The 4,724-nt window shown below is 51.7% G+C and carries 7 protein-coding genes; all 7 read right to left on the bottom strand.

Annotated elements, in window-relative coordinates; translation table 11 throughout:
• The coding region (locus tag GRP75_RS19550; RefSeq protein ID WP_160790112.1) for a CgeB family protein at positions 1-885 on the bottom strand (885 nt) is incomplete at its 3' end.
• Between the two features lie 33 nt (positions 886-918).
• Positions 919-2,010, bottom strand: a complete 1,092-nt coding sequence (locus tag GRP75_RS19545) for a CgeB family protein (protein WP_023990109.1) — start codon at positions 2,008-2,010, stop codon at positions 919-921.
• A gap of 180 nt (positions 2,011-2,190) precedes the next feature.
• Positions 2,191-2,550, bottom strand: a complete 360-nt coding sequence (locus GRP75_RS19540; protein WP_028541471.1) for a FliH/SctL family protein — start codon at positions 2,548-2,550, stop codon at positions 2,191-2,193.
• On the bottom strand, positions 2,498-2,848 hold the full coding sequence (locus GRP75_RS19535) for a hypothetical protein (protein WP_013311763.1): 351 nt from the start codon (positions 2,846-2,848) through the stop codon (positions 2,498-2,500). The genes GRP75_RS19540 and GRP75_RS19535 overlap by 53 nt, the downstream gene beginning before the upstream one ends.
• Positions 2,848-3,180 carry an alpha-helical endospore appendage domain-containing protein gene (locus tag GRP75_RS19530; RefSeq protein ID WP_069080653.1) on the bottom strand — a complete coding sequence of 111 codons (333 nt, stop codon included), beginning with the start codon at positions 3,178-3,180 and terminating at the stop codon, positions 2,848-2,850. The genes GRP75_RS19535 and GRP75_RS19530 overlap by 1 nt, the downstream gene beginning before the upstream one ends.
• Before the next feature lie 29 nt (positions 3,181-3,209).
• Positions 3,210-3,497, bottom strand: coding sequence for a hypothetical protein (locus GRP75_RS19525; RefSeq protein ID WP_013311765.1), 288 nt, complete (start codon positions 3,495-3,497; stop codon positions 3,210-3,212).
• 119 nt (positions 3,498-3,616) lie between these two features.
• On the bottom strand, positions 3,617-4,724 hold a 1,108-nt coding region (locus tag GRP75_RS19520; protein WP_160790111.1), incomplete at its 5' end, for a glycosyltransferase family 2 protein.

Here is a 4,724-nt window from a genome sequence, read left to right as displayed (position 1 = left end):
GCGCGGGTTGGGCGAAGCCCCTGGAATTTTCAGTGAGTTGTTGTTCACCGAATCATCCTGATGGGAACGATGAAGATTAATTACGATTTTGCTGCCGTTATACGAATCATTGGTCTCGACCGGAGACATCCAGCGACCCAGCTCAATTTTGTCACCATACGACTGATAATCCGGGAGACGATCCCACCAGATTCCGTTGATTTTAATGTTACGGGCCATGAGCTGAGGCATAATCGGATTGAAGAAATAGATGCGGTTCCAGTAGGCTGAGCCTGTAAACCCAATCTCACGTCGTACCGAAGCGGGCGAGCTGAGTGGGAAATAGTGAGTCAGAAATGCCCCAAAGGGCAAATAGTGCACAGACGTGCAACCCAACTGACGGTACAGCTCCAGGCAGTTCATTTCTAACGTGAACACATAATCATAATTCGTAACGATTTTGGTCGTCGTGTCGGTGTAATACGGATCGTCCGTTAGCCAGATGGCGGTGGGGATGCCCAACTGGCGTACCGCAGTAACCTGCTCCAACGGAAGATCCATTCCATCCAGTGCCAGCATCAGATTCGGACGGAGCTGAGCGGCAATATCTCCTACCGGCTGACGTGGGTCTGTTACGGTAACCTGAGCCGTCATGCTTTGCAACGTGGTAATGACCGCCTCATCCAGCGGAGAATACGGAAGGCCTTTGCCGGAGACGACATACAGTACATGGATTTGTCGAAAAGGGAAAACTGCTTTCATCCGCCCAACAATTGCGTTAGCACGTCCGCGCAGATATCCTTCGTCGTATCCGTCATGCACTCCCGCAATTCTCCCCCTTTCCCAGGAGGCTGCCGCCGTCTGGTGAACAGCCGGGTCATACGGTCCTGTCGTAGATATCGTCATCACTTTCACTCCTCACTGTTTATGGTGTTTACTTTAGGCCATCGCCTTGTCCAGCAGTTCTTCCATACGATTGGAGTACATATGCTTTTGCATAGTCGTGTACAATGCGCGCCAGGCCATGCGTTCGCGTTCCCAGTCATGCTTGAGATAGTAGTCCAGCTTCACTTTCAGCTCCTCTGCTCCAGAGAAGGTTTCAATGTCATAGCCTGGTCGGTAATAACGGCTCAAATCCTTCCGAATATCCGTCATTTGAAGCGTGCCGCAAGCAGAAATTTCGTATGTCCGAGGATTGATGGACTCCGCTGAAAGCTGGTGTGTATTCCGATTATCCAGTCCAGGGTCTGTCGGGCGGTGCATATTGATGACAATTTTGGAGCCGTTATAATATTGAGCGGTCTCTTCCGGCTCCATAAAACCTGGACGGATAAAGCGTTCCAGCACATCCCGCCGGGTCAGCCGATCCCAGTGCCCACCTACGATCAGCACTCTTTTGTCCGCCAAGAAGGGAGCAAGGTAGTCGAACAGCTTCACACGGTTCCAGAAGGCATTTCCAATGAAGCAAATATCATGCTGATGTTCCCGCTCTACCCGCCGGGGATAAAAGATACGAGTTGACGCAGCCAGCGGCAAATAGTGAACCCTCGTTACTCCCTGATCGCGATAAAACGGCAGGCAAGAAATTTCGTGCGTAAATACGACATCGTAGGATTGACAAATCAACGCCGTATCCTCCGTAAAGTAAGGATCATCTACAAACCATATGGCCGTCCGAATGCCTAGGGCTCGTATTTGCTGTACCTGCTCCAGATGATCCGCCGGAAAAACATGCAGCCCGTTCATGACCAGCACGAGGTCTGGACGTTGAGCCTCGGCGTCAGCTAGCATCGTAGCAGGCGTACCGATGGCGCATGAGCTGCATATTTGGCCTAATGCCTCTTGCACACCTGTGTCTATAGCTGCGAAACCTTGCGGAATATATAACACTTTCAAATGACGAACAGCAGGCTGTATTGCCACGACCTGTGACAGAGCAGCCGTGCAACCGCCCATTCTGCGTCCTTCCCGATAGCCGCATCGGTACGCTTCGCGTTCATTTCCGCTTTGTTGATCGTTCACATCCTTCACCCTGTCCTGTTGTGGGATAAACTTCTGTCACTCCTAAACTATATGCGGAGGGGTCAAACGCATCATGGACGACTGCCACTGCCCGGACAAAATTGGCGTTTGCCCGTCCAACTGCCGAACCGCAAATAACCCCAAAGCTGTTAGCTTCGGGGGAGAACAGTAATAGATGATTTGCACAGTTTACTGAGCTTTGTAAGCGAGCTGGTGTCCATCTTCATAACCTTTGGCAAAGCCTGAATTGAAACCCTCGTTGTAAGCTGCATCATATCCCTGCTGAAATGCCTGCGGATCATGCTCCAATACAACAGTCCCGGGCTGTGGATTGTCCGCAGAAGGGGCTGCCGCCGGGTTAGCTTGAGGTTTTTTCCGCCGCCGCAAAAGAGGATGTCTTCTACGTGCAGAATGAAGTCCTCTTTTACGGCGTCTTAGAGCAAGGAGACGTCTTCTTCTCCGTTTTAATCTCCGCATGCTGGAACGCCGGGCATCTTTACGTCTTTTGCGGGCTTTGTCCCGAGTGGCGCGTTCCCACCTTGTACTCATTTTCATTCCTCCTTTGCTTTCTCGTGGTGGTTTCATTTTTCTGAACAGGCACATGGAGCCACGGCTTAGTCGGTTTCCCATATACCTGTCGTCTTAATGGAATACCCGCCAACATTTGCGTGATTTCTCCCTGGTAGTTGCTGAGTATACGAATGGTTTCTTCCAGACGGGTAGCCGACATATCCGCATGGGGCGTCAAGTCCGCAAGACTGGTCAGCATCCGAGCAACGGCGTGCTGGCTGGCAGCAATAGACTCCATCATATCCAGCTTGATCTCACGTTCACGCCTCATGCTCATTAGTTCATATCCCCCGAGCCCATTCCTCCCATCATCCCTTCCATGCCGCCACCCTGCTGCTCATCCTGATCCAGCAATGCTTTGAGATTGCTGCAAAGTCCAGTCTGAAGCCGCGTTAATCCCTCCAGCATTTCCACCATTTGCTCGTGAATCTCCAAAGGTCGTCCCAGCTGTTCTTCATCGGTTTCAAAGGCGTGGGGCGCCAGATGGTTCAGCGCCCAATTACGCACTTTTTCTGCTTCGACCGCCTTGGCCTCCAGAATCATAGACACATTCCGCTGCATTTTGGAGGCTGCGTCCAGCATGTGAATCATTGCTTTTTCCCTACTCATGTGTTCACTCCCTGCCCTCGGTTGTTACGTTACTCCTCTTCCGGGTATGCCGTTTCCTTCACGACACGAACGAGCATTTCAGCCATTGCTTCCTGAAGATCGGCAATACCGTTCAGATAGGCCACAATGCTTTTGTTTACTTGTCCCGAGCTGTCGAGAATGCCCGGAATTCCATCAAAACGCGGCTCCTCATCTGGCAGTTCATGTATGATCTGCGCCATGCGCACAACCACCTGACGTTCCGCATCCAACAACCTTGACATCTGCTGCTGCGAGTGCGAAATGTGGATCAGCAAATCATCTAACTCGTTATGCATAAGCCCCTCCTTTATGTGCTCCGCCGTGCGGAACGCACGAATTACCTACGGGCTTTCCGCTACTACAGCGTATGCCGCAGCGAGTAGTCGGTTCCGCCTAAAAGCGCCTATTCAGATCATTACAGATGCCCGTGCAGCACTGGTGGAGCAATAATAGGCTGCTTCTCCACCAAAGCCGACAAATCTCCGGGAGACAAAAACTGAATTCGGTAGTCCTCTGCCCGCCAGCTCATCGCAGCGTACAGGGTAAGGAACGGCCTTTTCCAGCCGTTACCGATTTGATACAGTTGCCCGCCCTCAGCATACAATACCTCGATCCATCGCTTGCGTTGAGCCGGTATATTCAGTGTGGGCAGCATGGACATGTTCTCCAGATCGGGAGCCGCCAGTACAGGAATAGGTTCCTCTGGCGGCTCAGCTACAGGTGCATCAATGCTGCCGGAAACTGTGGCCTCCGGCTTCCCTACCAAGGGAAGCACCAACAAATCCAGCTGAGACACTCTAACAGGGCGCACATTTTCACCTCCCGCAGCACTGACTCCATGCAGATACCGCCTTCTTCCCGGCTCTAACCGAAATACTGCTCCAGACGGTCCCTGAACAACCGCTCCGATGGGATAAAAGCTTGCCGCTGATACGTGTGTTTCCTTACCTGTTGATATCTGGCCGTCCGTCTCCGCTGTACTGAATTTCAGGTTGTGGAACAGCTTATCCGCGTCCCCCCACTTTTGTACAAAAAAGGATCGGTTCCGGCTGCTTTCCTCCATTGAACCGCTTTTTTCGGTCGTTTGAGGAAAACCATACACCGTATCCCGATCTCTTTCCTCATAATGGATAAAAGCATCGCCGGCAATTGCCATACGTATCCCCAACAAACGCACACGCAGCAGCCAATCTGCATGGGCTTCCTGAGTACTGTGGCAGCCTTCGTCCCAGTAGCCCGTTTTTTCCAGTGTCTCTCTGCGCAGCAATAAACAAAATCCGGCTAAGCTTTCGGTCTCTCGCCATGCATCCGGGTTAGGCATATTGTAGGTCATGGCAAATTGACGTGCTCCATTTTCGTTCATATAAGGAACCTCAATCTGCTGTTCTTCGAATGGACCATTCGTTACAGGCCCAACAACACCGATACGCGGATCGCTGTATAAACACGCTAACAACCGATCCAACCAGCCGGGGGTCACCATGGAGTTTTGATCCAGTACCACAATAGTTGTGCCTTTTGCC

The sequence above is a fragment of the Paenibacillus sp. OT2-17 genome (assembly GCF_009827695.1).
GTDB classification, from domain to species: domain Bacteria; phylum Bacillota; class Bacilli; order Paenibacillales; family Paenibacillaceae; genus Paenibacillus; species Paenibacillus polymyxa_B.
This window is presented reverse-complemented; position numbering and strand designations above follow the sequence as displayed.

What these genes read in the sequence shown, in the direction of transcription:
- GRP75_RS19540 (WP_028541471.1), bottom strand. Translation starts at nt 2,550, where the DNA reads ATGAGTACAAGGTGGGAACGCGCCACTCGGGACAAAGCCCGCAAAAGA.
- GRP75_RS19535 (WP_013311763.1), bottom strand. Translation starts at nt 2,848, where the DNA reads ATGAGCATGAGGCGTGAACGTGAGATCAAGCTGGATATGATGGAGTCT.
- GRP75_RS19530 (WP_069080653.1), bottom strand. Translation starts at nt 3,180, where the DNA reads ATGAGTAGGGAAAAAGCAATGATTCACATGCTGGACGCAGCCTCCAAA.
- GRP75_RS19525 (WP_013311765.1), bottom strand. Translation starts at nt 3,497, where the DNA reads ATGCATAACGAGTTAGATGATTTGCTGATCCACATTTCGCACTCGCAG.